The sequence below is a fragment of the Mucilaginibacter sp. GW821-FHT07H05 genome (assembly GCF_059418485.1).
In genome coordinates this window covers 368,427-383,813 of sequence record NZ_JBWKPY010000008.1, presented here as the reverse complement: position 1 = coordinate 383,813, position 15,387 = coordinate 368,427, and the positions used below count along the sequence as shown (strand labels likewise).

Here is a 15,387-nt window from a genome sequence, read left to right as displayed (position 1 = left end):
CGAAATCGATAGAAAAAAATATAAAATGGAAGCCATAGCAAAATTACTGGAAGATTGTTTGCCTTCATCGAGAATAAAAACCAGGATGATCGATCTTGTCGCGTATTCAGCAGACGCAGGATTCTATACGCTACTGCCTAAAGCCGTTGTGTTACCTGATTCTTTACAGGAGATCATCAAGCTGTTCAGCTTTTCGCAGCAATACAAGATTCCGCTGGTTTTCAGAGCAGCCGGTACAAGTTTGTCAGGGCAGTCCATTACCGACGGCATATTGGTGGATCTCAGCCAGCATTGGGCTAAGATCAATATCGAAAGCAATGGCGAACAAGTGCGTATGCAACCGGGCGTGATTGCCGCGCATGCCAACGCATTATTGAAAAAATACAAACGGAAGATCGGTCCGGATCCGGCAAGTATCAGTTCGGCGATGATCGGTGGTATTATTTCGAATAACTCAAGCGGCATGTGCTGCGGTGTGCATAAAAACGCTTATCACACGATCAGGTATATCCGTTTTGTTTTACCTAACGGCATGATATTCTCGACCGAATGCGAGGAGGACTACGACCGTTTTAAAGTTTTGTGCCCGCATATTTACTACAAGATCGCGCTGTTAAGAGATCAGGTAAAAAACAACCTGGCAACTTTTGATTTGGTTCGCAGGAAATACCTTACTAAAAATACGGTCGGCTATTCGATGAATGCGTTTATCGATTTTGAAGATCCTTTGGATATCTTGGCACACCTCATGATCGGCGCGGAAGGTACGCTTGGCTTTATTGCAGAAGCGGTGATGGAAACGGTGCCCGATCATGCTTTTAAGTACACTGCTTTGCTCTTTTTTCCTGATATCTCCGCAGCATGTCAAAGCATTTTGCCCTTGTCGCTATCGGGTGCGGAAGCGATAGAGCTGATGGACCGGGCTTCATTAAAAGCCGTAGAGGACATTGCCGGGGTGCCATCCTTGATCAGGTCTCTGCCGGAAAAGGCGGCGGCACTATTGGTGGAATACCAGGGAGACGACCTAATCGGAGTAAAGGTTAAGCATCAGCGATTTGAAGAACTTGCCATGAACCTGTCGTTACTTCACCCGGCTGTTTTTACAAGCGACCCAGTGGAACAGGCTTTATTGTGGAAAGTACGGAAGGGCATGTTCCCATCCGTCGGCGCCGTAAGAGCGAGAGGGACGACCGTGATTCTGGAGGATGTTGCATTTCCGATAGAAAGTTTGGCGGACGCAATAGCAGACTTGCAGGTACTTTTTTTGAAACACGCCTATTTTAACGCCATCATATTCGGACATGCCAAAGATGGCAATATCCACTTTGTAATTACGCAGGCATTTGAAACGGCAGGCGAAATAAAACGCTACAGCGATTTTATAAATGACGTGGTTGATCTGGTCGTACACAAATACCAGGGTACTTTAAAAGCAGAACATGGGACGGGCCGCAATATGGCCCCATTTGTAGAAACCGAATGGGGTGAGGAGATTTATCAGCTGATGAAGGAGCTTAAACAGGTTGTAGATCCCCTTAATCTGCTTAACCCTGGTGTGATCATCAATGCCGATCCCCACGTCCACCTGAAAAATCTAAAAACATTACCACAGGTTGAAGAGGAAGTCGATCGCTGTATAGAATGCGGCTTCTGCGAGTCAACGTGCCCCAGCCGAAATATCACCTTAACACCGCGTAAGCGTATCGTAGTCAGGCGGGAATTATTGAAATTAAAGCAAAACGGCCAGGGAAAACGATATACCCGACTGTTGAAAGAATACCGTTATGATGGTTTGGCGACTTGTGCCGTGGATGGGCTATGTGCCATTGCCTGCCCAGTTGATATCAATACCGGGGATTTAATCAAGCGTCTTCGCCGTGAAAGTCATTCCAACGCCGCCAATTATCTGGCGCTGCTTACTGCCCGGAATTTCAAGCAGGTGACGAAACTGGTGAGGTGGGCATTGGGCTTGGGCATACATATCAATGGCGTGATGGGCCCTGAAACGATGATCAAGTTTACGGGGCTGGTCAGAAAAATCATTCCATCGTTTCCTTTGTGGTCAAATGGACTGGCTTTAGCGGCACCCGTTCAAACATCTCAAAATGGACCCTACCCGAGCCTGTCTGTGGTGTACTTCCCGACCTGCATATCCAGGGTAATGGGTGAGCCGGGGAATAAAAAAAACCTGATCCGGACATTCTTCGATGTGTCTGCAAAAGCCGGTATTCACCTTATTGTACCTGATCAACTGGAACAGCAGTGCTGCGGTCAGATCTATGCTTCCAAAGGTTTTAAAAAGGCTTTGAATTATACCTTAAATAAGACCATCGAGAAGCTATGGAACACGACAAATCAGGGTGAGATTCCGGTCATTGTAGACATTAGTTCCTGTACGCAAACTTTATTGAACTGTCGTCCTGTTTTATCTGCTGTTAACCAGCTCCGGTATGACAAGATAAAAATCATAGACAGCATCGATTATATGCACGACTATATTATTCCCAGGATAACGATTGCTGTGAAAAAGGGCCGGGTAACGATACATCCGGTATGTTCACTGCAAAAAATGCCGGGCACGGCAGCCAAACTTTCGGCGATCGCTGCCTATTGCGCCGATATGGTTATTTCACCGCTTCATGCGGGTTGTTGCGGCATGGCCGGTGACCGGGGCTTTTTGCATCCGGAATTAACCCGAAGTGCTACACTGGCAGAAGCTGTGGAAGTGAAATCCAATCCGTGCGAAGGCTACTATTCATCATCCAAAACCTGTGAAATCGCGCTATCCGACGCTACCGGACAAGCGTATGAATCCATTTTGTATTTGTTGGACGCCTGCAGCAATTAATGAAGAACCATACACCATAGTGAATAAAACTCAAACCAAGTAAAGTCATCCATATGAAACGAATTGCCTTTATCCTATCAGTGATTGTTATTTATTCAACTATATCAGCATTTGGTCAAAGTGGTGAATTTGGTCTTAAAAAAAACGAAACGGCTACGGATAGTATGGAATATTCGCTGATCGTATCCGCCCGAAAAACGCTCAATAGTTCCAAGCCTAACAGCAGCTTTGGCCCGCCGGTTGAATATCGAACCCGGAATATCGCCCAGCTAACCAATTATAAACCGGTTCATATTGAAACTGACCTGTACGGAGGAAGGTTGGACAGGCAAGGCATAAAAACCGGTTTTTACCATGTGCAAAAGATCAAAGGTCGCTGGTGGGTGGTAGATCCGGATGGGAATTTGTTTTTGCATAATGCGGTTAGCACAGTGATACAGGGAGGCAGTGAACAGAATAAGACGGCGGCGAAAAGCAAGTTCGGGAACAAAGAAAACTGGGCGGCAACAACCGTGAAGCTGCTGACCGATAATGGTTTCAATGGCGCGGCTGCCTGGAGCGATATCACAGCTATCCGAAACGCCAACAAGAACGCGGCACATCCCCTGGCTTATAATATCATCATTAACTTTATGAGTGGATATGGCCAGCAACGGGGAGGCACGCACCGCCTGCCCGGGCACCGGGGCTATTTAAACAATGTTATTTTTGTGTTTGACCCCGGTTTTGCAAGCTATTGCGAGGAACGGGCCAGGGAACTGACCAATTACAAGGATGATAAAAACCTGATGGGCTATTTCTCTGATAATGAAATGCCGCTTGCGCGCACCAACCTGGCTGGCTATCTGGCCCTGCCCCATACCGAACCGGGTTATGAGGCGGCTAAGCGCTGGTTAGAGGAAAACCATGCAGATTCCACCAAACTTACGGATGCTAATAAAAAAGATTTTTTGAAATACGTATGTGATACCTATTTCAAAACCGTAAGTGCTGCCATTAAAAAATACGACCCTAACCACATGTATATCGGTTGTCGCTTTTATGCCACACAGCGCTTTTTTCCGGAAGTGATAAAAAGCGCCGGTAATTATGTGGATGTGATATCCATTAATTACTATAACTACTGGACTCCAAAATTGGAAGATATGCAAAACTGGGAAAAGTGGAGCGGGAGGCCGTTTATGGCAACCGAATGGTATGTTAAAGGCGAAGACGCCGGTTTGGCAAACACATCGGGGGCCGGCTTTTTAGTAAAAACCCAGGCCGACCGGGGGCTGTTTTATCAAAACTTTGTACTCGGCCTCATCGAATCCAAAACCTGTGTTGGCTGGCACTGGTTTAAATATCAGGACAACGATCCGCAGCAAAAAGGGGCCGAACCATCAAATATTGATGGCAATAAGGGCATTTTCAATGTAAACTATGAGCCTTATCAACCGTTGCTGGATAAAATGAGCGAACTAAACAAACAGATGTATTCCCTTGTCGATTTTTTTGACAATCGGAAATAATTAGTTCTTAATCGGGACGAAGAACTCAATCATCAAATGGGAAAAGATGGGTCATTTCTCATGGATAAATCCAAACGCTTAATCGTTAATTTTTAAACCAATAATTACCTTTTTTATGAAAACAAATTTTAAAGCCATGGCATTGCTATGCCTGTTGGGTGCGAGCGCCTGCAAAAAAAGCGAGATCGTACAACAACAACCAGAAACGCCCCAATTAGGCGCGGGTAATGTTCAACTTCGGTTGTCCGGAATCGTTACTACTACGTATTATGTAGATGATGTTAACGGTAATGACAGTAACAATGGCACATCAACTGCCACTGCCTGGAAAACCTTGACAAAAGTAAATGCGACTACTTTTACAGCCGGCAATCAGATTTTATTTAAGGCCGGTGGAACCTGGACCGGCCAATTACATCCTTTAGGCTCAGGGACCAGCGGATCACCGATCGTCATTGGCCGGTATGGTACCGGTAGCCGCCCGGTAATCAATGGCGCAGGCCTGGTCAATGCTGGTGCGGTATACCTCAGCAATCAGGAATATTGGGAAGTCACGAATTTAGAAATCACAAATTTCAATTCCACAGAGGAGGGAGTTAGTTTGGCTACATGGGAAGCCAACAATACCAGCAATTATGCTAATGCCACTTTACCGGCTCAGTATAATAACACCAACAAGTTAAGATATGGCGTCTATATTTTTTCTGTTAATAAAGGTGCGGTCCACCATATTTATCTTCATAATTTAAACGTCCATGGTGTAAATGGCGGCATTAACCAGAACGATTCCACAAAAGCCAATGGCGGCATCTATTTCAGGTCCAGCGGCAGTACAACGGCGACCTGGTATGATGACATTTTAGTGGATAGTTGTACCATACATGATGTAGACCGTATAGGTATGTTTTTCAACTCATCATGGGGTACCCGGACACTGACCACAAATACGTCATGGACGCCTTCCGTTAACGTAGTCATCCGTGCAAATACATTTTATAATACCGGGTGCAATGCGTTGATCGTGCGCGTTGCCGATCATCCGTTAATTGAGCATAACTTATTTGATCATTGCGCCATTAAAGGTTCTGGGAATGCATCTTTTAGTTATAATACGGATTATGCTACCTGGCAGTACAATGAAAGCCGGTATACCAAAGCGAACGTTGGCGATGCAGATGCGGGTGGGTTTGATTCTGATTTTGATGCGAAGAATACGATCATTCAATACAATTATTCGCACGATAATGACTTTGGCGTACTGGTTACCGGTGGCCATGATATCGACGATTTTAATGACGGAACGGTGTTCAGGTATAATATTATAGAAAGGGACGGTATTACTACCCAATCGGGAACCGGCGGCAAATGGATCTTTAAAATTTCGGGCAAAGCTACCAATACTCAAATTTATAATAACACATTCGACATCGGTTCAAACCAAACAAGTATCAGAATCGTATGGCACAGCGTTTGGGGTACTTACAGCGCGGCCAATTCGTCTTATTATAACAATATCATAGCCAATTATGGCACCAGTTCAAGTTATGCTCTCGGTGCCAGTACGGGTAATGTGTTTAACTATAATGCTTTCTACAATAACACGGCAACCGGTCAGCCCAGCCAAACTAATAGTATTACCGGTAATGTTAAACTGACGAATCCGGATGTCGGGGATGTTAACGGTTATAAACTCTTGACCGGTTCGGTAGCTTTAGGCACCGGGACACTGATTACCGGTAACGGAGGCTGGGACTTTTATGGTAATTCGGTTTCTGCAACTACGGCTCCCAATGTGGGTTGCTACAATGGTGCCGGACTATAAGAAAGATGATCATCTGATTTGATCCGCCCATCATAAGCCGATAAAATTTTTAGAATGGTACCTGGACAGGCTGCACGACATGCAGCCTGTTTTTTGGTTACGGCTTTTGAAAAACACCCGGTTTGGTTTTTTTAGATGGCGAATGGTTAGCTGCTCTTGTTTCAGGTTATCCTGCCGGCGAATAGCGCTGTATATATAGTTCAACTATCAGCAAAAGCAATGAAAACCACTGATGTTATTTAGGTGGATATTTGTCTATTATCCTGTGCAGGTCTTTTTGTACCGGATTAATGTTAACCAGTTAAACCAGGTTTTATTTTTTCCTTTTTAAAAAGTGTTTTTTGTAGTAGTTACAGAAGTGTCTGTCGCAGCTTGTGAAAAATAGTGCGATGTTTTTAGAAGTAAAACCGGAACACCACATGGGACAAGTGACCTGCATCGTCAGGAGGATAAAACGATTTAAACTATTTTTTAAACCAAATTAAACGCAAGAATATGAAAAAAAGATGTACTCACACTTTATTTAAAACCCTGTTTAGGCCCGCCAGGGCGCGGGGTTTGAAAATATGGGCGCTTTTCTTACTGATCAACCTGTTTACTCTCCCTTTAATAGCACAGGTAAGGAAAATCACAGGTATTGTAAAGGATAATAAAAACCAGACCCTGCCCGGTGTTACGGTTAAGGTTAAGGGCACGCAACAAGGTACCGCAACTGATTTAAATGGTAAATACACCCTGAATATCACTGATGGAAAAGCGGTATTGGTCTTTACCTACGTTGGTTACGTTACTAAAGAAGTTCCTGTTGCTAACGGAATATTTGATGTCATACTATCGGAAGTCAGCAACGAATTGAACGAAGTCGTCGTTATGGGTTACGGCGAAACGATCAGAAAACGCGACCTTACCGGATCGATCAGTTCGATCGGGGCCAAACAGATTACAGAACGACAGCCCACTAACCTGGTTGAGGCATTACAGGGGCAAATTGCAGGTGCGCTGGTGGTTACGGATAATGGCGACCCGAACGGTACCGGCACTGTTCAGATCCGGGGTGCATCGAGTGTCAACGGAGGTGTGGGGCCATTGTATGTGATCGATGGTGTGATCAGTGACAATGCCAATTTTTTAAATCCGGCAGATATTGCCTCTATCGAAGTACTGAAAGACGCGTCCTCGGCGGCTATATACGGAGCCCGCGGGGCAAATGGGGTCATTCTTGTGACCACCAAGCGCGGCAAAGAAGGACAGTCAACCGTAAATGGTAGCTATTACATTAATTTTGGAAATTTGGCGCATAAAATCGCTACTGCATCCGCCAGTCAGCTTAGATTTTACCGAGCCTATAGGGATGGAACTAACGGCACAAATACGGATTCTGTCAATACCTATTTAAATGCCGACAACGATTATCAGGATCTTTTATTTAAAACAGGTATCAAGCAGGTTGGCTCGTTAAATTTCAGCGGTGGCCAAAAAGGCTTAACCTACTATGGCGGAGTTAGCTACACCGATGATAAATCCATCCTCATTAACAGTTACGCTAAAAAAATACAGTCTAAATTAAACGTTAATTATCAGAGCTCCGAAAAGTTCAAAATATTCAATAGCGTCAGTTTCGCTTATCAAACCGGCAACACCGTACCCCTGAGCCAAACGTTGCGGCAGGTTTTCGAACGCAACCCCTGGACCTCTATCTACCGTCCGGACGGAACATACGCAGGTTATGTGGAGTCTAAGCGCAATCCAGTGGCGCAGGCCTTATTTACCACCAATGTTGACAAAAACTATACCGCTCAGAACAGTACGCAGTTAACTTATCTTTTTAACAAGGATTTACAGGTAACCGGGCTTTTTAACGCGCAGCTGGATAATTTAAATAACGTGCAGCTCACGCCATCTTCGCTCACGAATGGCGGTACCGGGCTGGCTACCGGGAAAAATGCTTTAAAAAATCAATTCTATTATGAAACACAGGTTTTTGCAAACTATAACCATGTTTTTGCAACTAACCATACGGTAACAGCTATGCTCGGGACCAGTTTGGATAGCAGGCGTGATGACGCTTATAACATCGGGCTGCAAAACTATGTATCAGAATCTATTTTGAATCCATCTGCAGCTACTTACACACCGACCACCAGCAGCTACCCTTCCACTGCGCATAGCGACCAATCGATCTTTGCACGACTGGGCTATAATTATAAAAGCCGGTATTTGCTCCAGGGAACATTTCGCCGCGATGGGTCGTCCCGGTTCGGCCTCGACAACCAATACGGCAATTTTTATTCAGGCTCTGTCGGCTGGAGGTTTTCAGACGAAAAATTTATGAAATGGGCCGGGAACGTGCTATATGATGGTAAGCTTAGATTCAGCGTGGGCCAGACGGGCAATGACCAGATCGGTGACTACAATTCTTATACCACGTTCGTATTTGGAGATTATTATAACGGCGTCCAGACCGCTTCAGCAAATCAGTTGCTGGGCAACCCCAATATTAAATGGGAAACAACCACGACAACAAACTGGGGAACAGATCTGAGCTTTTTTAAAGGCCGTATGACCTTTACAGGCGAATACTACATCAAAACAACCACCGGCTTATTGTATTCAACCCCGCTCCCGGCAGAAACCGGGGCCACCGCGTTCACGGTCAACTTGGGCAATATCCAAAATACTGGCCTGGAATTTACATTAGGCGGTACACCGGTTCAGTCCAAAAACATCTCATGGACGATACAAGGCAATATCTCATTTCAAAAGGGCAAAATCTTAGAGTTGGCCAACCATACTTCCTTTGTCTCCAATAACAAATGGATTATCAGGGAAGGCGGTAAAATCGGCGATTTTTACTTATGGAAAAATCTTGGTGTTTACCCTTACGATGTCTCCAATGCTTATAGCGCAAGCGGGCAATTGCTGACGCCCGTAGGGATCAGTAATAACGGCACTGTCGCTTCCGGCTACACCTTAAATGGACAACCGTATACCGGGTCCGTCAAGCAACTATCCAGGAATGGCATCACTTTACAGGGGGGCGATACCATGTGGCAGGATGTCAATAATGATGGCGTAATTGACGATCAGGATAAACAGATCGTCGGCAACGGGCTGCCGGATTATTATTTCGGGATAACCAACACGATTACCTTTAAGGGTTTTAGTTTGAATTTTCTGTTTAACGGGCAAATCGGGAATAAAGTGTATAACACAACCGCAAACTACCAGAATAACAGCGCGAACTCCAGCACTTCGCCGCCGACAGTGGATGCTATCCTGACTTCCTGGCGCCAACAGGGCGATATTTCAAAATACCCTCTGGCTACCCGCAAAGATAGCCGTGGCAGCATCAGTTACGGTTATAATAGTTTGTATTTGGAAGATGGCTCGTTCATCCGCTTATCGAGTGCCAGACTCAATTATGCGTTCGATAAGAAATTGGCGGCAAAAATCAAGTTGCGCGGGCTGAGTATGTATGTTTATGGCAGCAACTTATTAACGTTTACAAAATACAGTTGGTTTGATCCGGAGTTCACTTCCACGAATGTTCTCAATCCTGGCGAAGATCTGGGCCGCTATCCTAAGAGGCGGGAATTTGGTTTCGGCATTAACCTTACTTTATAATTAATATTATGAAAAAGAATTTATTAAAAGTTGCCCTATTGTGCCTCCTGTTTTTGTGTGGCTGTAAAAAATTTTTAACAGAAACGCCGTTAACCGGGGTTATTTCAACAAATTATTTTAAATCGGCTAAAGATATCAACTCGGCGCTTGCGGGCATCTATGACTCATTTCAGGTAGAAATGACCGGGGACGGCGTTTCAACCACCTCGTCAAAATTTAATTTTTGGGGCGACGCACGTTCGGATGTCTTTGATGTATCCCGTTACCCGAACACCACGATGCAGGAGCTGGCTTTAAATCAACTCACCTCGCAGAATACTTCTGCAGAATGGGCTGGCCTTTACCGCACGATCAACAGGGCTAATTTAGCGATCGTTTATGTCCCGTTAACACCGCAATACGATAACACTGTAACCAGTACAGTCGTAAATAATAGTTTGGCACAATGTTATGCGATGCGTGCGGAATGTTATTTCTACATTGTCAGGATATGGGGAGATGCCGTAGTCAGGACTAAACCGTATACCGATATCACTGTACCTGCGGCCAAGGCGCGGACACCTAAAGACGAGGTCATCAATAATGTAATTATCCCCGACCTCACCAAAGCTTATAGCCTGATCCAAAAAGGACAAACGAATACGGTATGGTATATCGGGGAGGCGGCCATTTGCGCCATGCTCGCCGATGTATACATGTGGCAGCACGATTATACCAACGCGATCGTTTGGACAAAAAAACTGTTCAATGCAAAAAACGCGACCGGCGCGCTCTATACCGGCGGCGCCGCCAACCTGGAAACAACCGCGAACTGGAAAAACAATTTTATTACGCCGGCATCCAGTATTGAAACCATTTGGAGCATTAACTGGGATAATGCCAACGACGGTTGTGCCTGTATACCCATCAGCGCTCAGAAAATCAATAATGCCGTCCGTGTGGACTCGTTGTTTATCGATACCTGGAAGCGTGCCGCAAAAACGGATACCCGCGTATTAAAAACGATCGATACGTTGTTTAACACCAGTGGGACCGGCACAGGAGTTGGGCATCAGGATAAAGTTTATAAATATTATAATTTACCTGCGACGGGTATACCAACCACCTATCTGTCTGACCCGACTGCACTTAATGTGTATTTAACGATGTACCGACTGGCCGATGTGTATCTTTCGTATGCAGAGGCTTTAAATTACACCGGAGACAAAGCTAACGCGCTCATTTATTTAAACTATATCAGGGTACGGGCCGGCCTTACAGCGCTTTTGGCCAACGACCCTTCCATATCGACAACCGAAAAATTCGAGGACGTGATTTTGGCTGAGCGACGTTATGAATTGATGGCTGAAGGTAAACGTTGGTTTGATTTGGTACGCACCGGCCGGGTAAACACCATCATGGACCCGATTATCAACTACAGAGCCAAAAGACTTGGGGTAACAAACGGCTCCTTCGGCGCCGATCAGAATAAAATATTATGGCCGATACTCCGTGCTAACTTAGAATATAACCCATTATTAGTTCAAAACCCATCATACTATTAACGATATGAAAAAGCTTATTTTCTGCGCCACATTGACAGCATTATACGGCCTCATAGTTTTAAGCAGCTGCAATAAATTTCCGCTTCAAAGGAACTATGAGCGCAGCACAACGGATACAATCGATGCTCATTTAAATAAAACTGCGTGGGCCTACTTAAAGTCACGTGCCTATGGGAGTACGACAGATACCATATTTCGGAGAATGTATGATGCGATCATATTTTCCGGCATAGATACATTGGAATACACCAAACCCAACCGGACCTTCATTTTTTTCACGAACGTATCTGTGACAACCAAGACGACCGGCTACTGGGCTGCATTTTTAACGGCTAAAAAAGTGGCAGGGAAAAAGTGGAGCGACTACGCGGCTGCCGACATTAAGTCCTATCTGCAATATTTAATTTTGCAGGGGCAATATTCGCATTATAATCTGCCAATCAACGACGTTGATATCGCAACATTGGCCCCTGCCGGGACCTACACGAATAATACGACAAGCTTTATTATCCCGGGAACATTTGTAAGCAATCCAAATTCGGTGATCAGGATGAAAGTACTCAATTCATCCCCGAGCACATCATCAGATTACCCTTTAGTCATCAATGGCACTTATAATGTTGCAACGAGCGATCTGCTGGCGACTAATGGCGTTGTTCAGGTTATAGCCATACCCGTCACCCCTATTTTACCGCAATAGGATGTGCCAGGATATAAACGATAGTGGTGATCATGTTTAAATTCAAAGTACTCCTAATTTTCTTTTTTTTGATCCCCTTAAGTCTTTGGGCACAAATCAAACTGCCTCGCGTGAACGGCAGCAACATGGTTTTACAGCGTAATCAGCCGGTTCCGATCTGGGGATGGTGCCAACCCGGTCTAGTTGTTGAAGTTAAGTTTGCGCAACAGGTTTACACTGCGCAGGCGGATCTGGCTGGTTCGTGGAAAGTTACGTTAAACAAACTTGACGCCAGCAACGAACCGCAAGAGTTGCTGATTAGCGCCGGCAACACGGTGCTCAAACTAGTCAATATCCTGGTAGGAGAAGTTTGGCTCTGCTCAGGGCAATCGAATATGGAATACCATATGAAACGAATCGGCAGTCTAACGGCCCCTCAAACCGGCGTTGACAGCGCCGGTTTAGAGCTAAGTAACGTTAACCCCAACATTCGCTTGTTTAAAGTTGAACGGAAATTGAGTTTACCGGACGTCACCACGACCGGCTGGAACGAATGTAAAGGTGCAGCAATGGAACAGATATCGGCCGTCGGTTATTATTTTGCAAGAGATCTTCAAAGAAAATTAAACGTGCCGGTCGGGCTCATCTGTTCAACCTGGAGCGGCAGCCGGATTGAATCCTGGACACCGCCGTCAGCTTATGAAAGTTTACCGCCGATGGTGCAGGAGGCCACCCGAAAAAGTCTGTTGGCAGATAGCATCATACCGGGCGCTTATCACAAGAGCATGATAATGCCACTTGCTCCTTTTGCGATAAAAGGCTTTTTATGGTATCAGGGTGAGGCAAATTGTATGCCGAACGAGCCGGAAATGAGTTATGCCTACAAAATGCAAGCACTGATAGGCAGTTGGCGCAGTCAATGGAATAACGATAAGCTCCCGTTTTACTCGGTGTTGATCGCACCCTACTATTATTCCAAGCGAAAAAAACCCGCGCCGTATTCCAGGGAAATCCTTCCCGAGTTTTGGGAACAGCAAATACAGTCTACCCGGATCCCCAATACGGAAGTGATTACCATCACTGATCTGGTGGATGATCTCACCAATATTCATCCTTCTTACAAATGGGAGGTGGGGCGCCGGCTTTCATTGGTGGCTTTGAATAAAGATTATGGTTTTAAGAAAATTGTTTATAGCGGTCCTGTTTATACCAAAATGGAAATTGATGGGGATAAAATTATTCTTCACTTTAAAAATAGTACCGGCTTGAAAACGAGTGACGGGAAGCCGCCAAGCTTTTTTACTATATCCAGCGCTGACGGCAGGTTTGTTGAGGCGCGGGCCGAAATTAAAGGACAAACCATTGTGCTTCAAAATCCGGAAATAAAATCACCTCGTAACGTTCGCTTTGCATGGACTGAAATTGCCCGCTCCAATCTCTTTAATGACGCAAATCTTCCGGCAGTGCCCTTTAGAACGGATGGCATAAAATGGGAATATAAAAAATAACTGCCATGTAATGGTAAACTCAACCCGATCACGCGAGGCACTTTGACCACGTTAACTTCTTGACGGATAATTGCGGGCTTCCTAAAGCCAACACAACTCGATGCTGCAAAGCACACAAGGTCATCTGGTCAAGCCTACCGTATTATCCACTTATATGAAATGTTAGGGAGACAACAGTATACCAGGGGAAGCATAGATTCGAACCAAAGTATGCCTATATTCACTTTAAACGCAGATTGAAATTGGTTGAAAAACAAGCGTGGCCTTAGGATATCGTAAGGCCACGCTTGCTATAGACAGTGGATGTTTCTCGAACCAATTTATTATTAATTTACTCAAATTTTCATCATTGAATAATCATCAACTTTTAAATTGCTTGTCCAAAACAATAACGATTGATCCTTTGAAAAAGCCGGCGACCTTTTCTTTTACTTAGTTGCAAGGGACCTCATTTTTTCACTGAGCTCCGTCAACCCTGCTTTCTTTAAACACTCTTCACCGAATACTTTCAGTTCGTTTAAATCATCCTGCGGTATCAGTTCCAATAGCTCGGAAGATTGCCCCGCATCTTTTTTTAAGCCGTTTTCGATCACGTTGCTTAACAGCAGGATCACTTTTCGGTTAACCTTGACATCGACCTTCACCGCTTCATTCATCCCTGGGCTACATAATAAAGTTTCGTAGACCTTACTCAACACATTCGTTGCCATATTTATTTCATTTTAATGGTTAATAATGGCAGTAAAGTTAGTTACCTGTATCCAAACGATCCTGTTCAAAGTTTAGCCAGGATAGGTGGATGTCATTTGGCTGCCCTACTTTTGGTTTCAGAATGTGAAAGGGATTGGTGCAATGGATTTTAGAAATGGGACGTTTTCGCTTACCCAGATACGGGGATTAGACCTTACTCAACTTTTGGAAATGTTGGGCCACGAGCCGACGGCAAGGAAGAAAAATGATACGGATTGGTGGTATTTGTCGCCGTTGCGTAACGAGCGTACAGCGAGTTTTCATATTGACCGCATGGACAACGAGTGGTACGATTTCGGGCTGGCTACGGGTGGTAATCCGGTCGACTTTTTACTGCGATATTACCAATGTTCAATCGCGGAAATGCTGGAACGAATTAATGTTTCTTTTTCCCCTCACCAGCTCTATTTGTTTGAGCCTGGGCTGCAGCAGGAAAGGCCTCGTGAAAAGGACCGTTTGGCCATCAGATTTGTGAAACCGCTGTACGCTTATCCGCTCAAAAATTACCTGCATGAACGGTCTATTCCGATAGCAGTAGCGGATGCTTACTGCAAGGAAGTGGTCTATGAAATTGGCGGGGGAAAGTATTACGGACTTGGCTTTCCAAACAACATGGGCGGCTGGGAGATCCGTAACAAAAACTTCAAGCAAAGCAGTTCGCCAAAGGATATTACCACGTTTCGTTTTGGAGCAGATTCGGTGCAGGTTTTTGAGGGCTTTATGGACTTTCTTTCTTATCAAACTTTGCACCCCTACCAGGAGCCGGGTAAGACTGATTTTGTGGTGCTGAATGGTGCCGGGATGTTTGACCGCGCACTGCCTTTTTTGGAACAGCACAAGCAGGTCGGGCTTTGGCTCGACAGGGACGTAACGGGTAAGGCTTATACACACTATGCTTTATCGCTTGGAAGTAAGTACCGGGATGAAAGCGGCTTTTACAGCCAGCACAAGGATTTGAACGAATGGCTGATGAATAAGGGCGAAATTCAGAAACCGCAGTTAGGGCGGGGTTTGCGGTTGGCTGGGGGCGGTCAATGAATTTATGGTTTTTACGCTTTTTCCCTCACCAGTCCGGGGGTTAGATCGCCTTGTGCGCGATCG

The 15,387-nt window shown here is 45.1% G+C and carries 10 protein-coding genes; 8 read left to right on the top strand and 2 right to left on the bottom strand.

Translation table 11 applies throughout. The features are described 5' to 3' along the window. The first annotated feature begins 25 nt into the window (after positions 1–25). From AC07M6_RS21870 to AC07M6_RS21860, 3 genes are all read left to right on the top strand, one after another. Positions 26–2,848 carry an FAD-binding and (Fe-S)-binding domain-containing protein gene (locus AC07M6_RS21870; RefSeq protein ID WP_494893155.1) on the top strand — a complete coding sequence of 941 codons (2,823 nt, stop codon included), beginning with the start codon at positions 26–28 and terminating at the stop codon, positions 2,846–2,848. Between the two features lie 53 nt (positions 2,849–2,901). After that, complete coding sequence (locus AC07M6_RS21865; protein ID WP_494893154.1) at positions 2,902–4,359, top strand: hypothetical protein; 1,458 nt, start codon at positions 2,902–2,904, stop codon at positions 4,357–4,359. Positions 4,360–4,474: 115 nt separating this feature from the next. After that, on the top strand, positions 4,475–6,181 hold the full coding sequence (locus AC07M6_RS21860) for a hypothetical protein (RefSeq protein ID WP_494893153.1): 1,707 nt from the start codon (positions 4,475–4,477) through the stop codon (positions 6,179–6,181). Positions 6,182–6,211: 30 nt separating this feature from the next. On the opposite strand, the gene AC07M6_RS21855 is transcribed toward AC07M6_RS21860, so the two are convergent. Further along, positions 6,212–6,385 (bottom strand): hypothetical protein, encoded by a 174-nt coding sequence (locus AC07M6_RS21855; RefSeq protein ID WP_494893152.1) that lies wholly within the window; start codon positions 6,383–6,385, stop codon positions 6,212–6,214. A 291-nt stretch (positions 6,386–6,676) separates the two neighbouring features. Between AC07M6_RS21855 and AC07M6_RS21850 the strand changes: the two genes are divergently transcribed. Genes AC07M6_RS21850 through AC07M6_RS21835 form a run of 4 tightly spaced genes read left to right on the top strand, consistent with a single transcriptional unit; the run spans position 6,677 to position 13,536 of the window. Further along, on the top strand, positions 6,677–9,805 hold the full coding sequence (locus AC07M6_RS21850) for a SusC/RagA family TonB-linked outer membrane protein (RefSeq protein ID WP_494893150.1): 3,129 nt from the start codon (positions 6,677–6,679) through the stop codon (positions 9,803–9,805). An 8-nt stretch (positions 9,806–9,813) separates the two neighbouring features. Then, a complete protein-coding gene (locus AC07M6_RS21845; protein WP_494893148.1) occupies positions 9,814–11,349 on the top strand; it encodes a RagB/SusD family nutrient uptake outer membrane protein in 1,536 nt (511 codons plus the stop codon). 4 nt (positions 11,350–11,353) lie between these two features. Continuing rightward, on the top strand, positions 11,354–12,049 hold the full coding sequence (locus AC07M6_RS21840) for a hypothetical protein (RefSeq protein ID WP_494893146.1): 696 nt from the start codon (positions 11,354–11,356) through the stop codon (positions 12,047–12,049). 32 nt (positions 12,050–12,081) lie between these two features. Further along, on the top strand, positions 12,082–13,536 hold the full coding sequence (locus AC07M6_RS21835; protein ID WP_494893144.1) for a sialate O-acetylesterase: 1,455 nt from the start codon (positions 12,082–12,084) through the stop codon (positions 13,534–13,536). 428 nt (positions 13,537–13,964) lie between these two features. Here AC07M6_RS21835 and AC07M6_RS21830 read toward each other — a convergent pair whose 3' ends face one another. Continuing rightward, entirely contained in the window at positions 13,965–14,246 is a 282-nt protein-coding gene (locus tag AC07M6_RS21830) for a hypothetical protein (RefSeq protein ID WP_494893142.1), read from the bottom strand. A 142-nt stretch (positions 14,247–14,388) separates the two neighbouring features. On the opposite strand from AC07M6_RS21830, the gene AC07M6_RS21825 reads away from it, so the two are divergent. Further along, on the top strand, positions 14,389–15,324 hold the full coding sequence (locus AC07M6_RS21825) for a DUF8464 domain-containing protein (RefSeq protein ID WP_494893141.1): 936 nt from the start codon (positions 14,389–14,391) through the stop codon (positions 15,322–15,324). The last annotated feature ends 63 nt before the right edge of the window (positions 15,325–15,387 follow it).